The organism is Phyllobacterium sp. 22229 (genome assembly GCF_052056495.1).
GTDB lineage: Bacteria > Pseudomonadota > Alphaproteobacteria > Rhizobiales > Rhizobiaceae > Phyllobacterium > Phyllobacterium myrsinacearum.
In genome coordinates, this window is the sequence record NZ_JBQEPA010000052.1 from 1 (window position 1) to 1,102 (window position 1,102).

Genomic DNA, 1,102 nt, shown 5'->3' on the forward strand with positions numbered 1-1,102 from the left:
CGCAGGCCGAGGCCGACCGCCTGAACAGGCAGCTGCATGAGGAGCAGATCAAGAACATCGTTCTTGTCGATGCGGTCACGCCGAACCAGAAAAGCACCGGCCATGCGGTCCTGCAGCTTGGTCTTGGCAACCGGCTGCTTGACACCGTGCTGTTGTCGAAGAAGGGCGACGTGCTCCATTATGACGCCCTGTCGGGTGAAGCCCATGCCGCCCTGCGTGGCACGCTGCTGCAGGATGCCGGGCTGGTCAGCGGCGCTGCCAATGAGCGGATCCGCGCCGCCTTTGACGGCGTCGCCGCGAGGCCGGTGCCGGTCATCACCCCGCTTGCCTATGGCCCCGAGGACAAGGGCAAGCAGAGCGCCGGTGAGGCTTTTGCCGCCGCTGCGCCCGCCGTTTCAACCACGGCGCTGTGGGGACAGGCCTATGGATCATGGAGCCATGGCTCCAGCGATGGCAATGCCGCAGCCTATGACCGGAACACCGGCGGCTTCGTCACCGGTGTGGATTCTCTGATCGCCGGGACATGGCGGCTGGGCGTGCTCGCCGGTTACGGGTCGACATCGCTGCATGGCGCCGCCTCGTCCACCTCCGCCGACAGCTATCAGCTCGGCATCTATGGCGGCACCAGCATCGATGCGCTGACCTTGAGCCTTGGCACCATCCTGGCGCATCACGCCATCGACACCCACCGTTCGGTGACCTTCGGTACGCTTGATGAGACGGAAAGTGCCGGTTATTCCGCCAACACGGTGCATCTGTTCGGTGAGGCCGCCTACCGCATCGATACGGCCTATGCCGCCGTCGAACCCTTTGCCGCCGCGGCCTATACCCATCTGAAGACCGATGGTTTTAGCGAGACCGGCGGTATCGCTGCCCTGTCGGCGCCAGCTTCCGCAACGGATCTGACCACGACAACGCTGGGTGTCAGGGCCTCGCGCGCCTTCACGCTTGGCAATGCCACCACCGTCACCGCGCGTGGCATGGCGGGCTGGCGCCATGCCTATGGCGATGTGGCACCGCAGGCACAGTTTGCCTTTGCCAGCGGCGGCGAAAGCTTTGCCGTCAGCGGCCAGCCGATTGCCGCCGACACCGCGCTCATCGA

The 1,102-nt window shown here is 65.4% G+C and carries 1 protein-coding gene; it reads left to right on the plus strand.

Going from position 1 to position 1,102, the window contains the following annotated elements; genetic code table 11:
* Positions 1–1,102 (plus strand): autotransporter outer membrane beta-barrel domain-containing protein (locus tag ACTJJ7_RS28025; protein WP_440969499.1); only part of this gene is annotated, 1,102 nt, incomplete at both ends.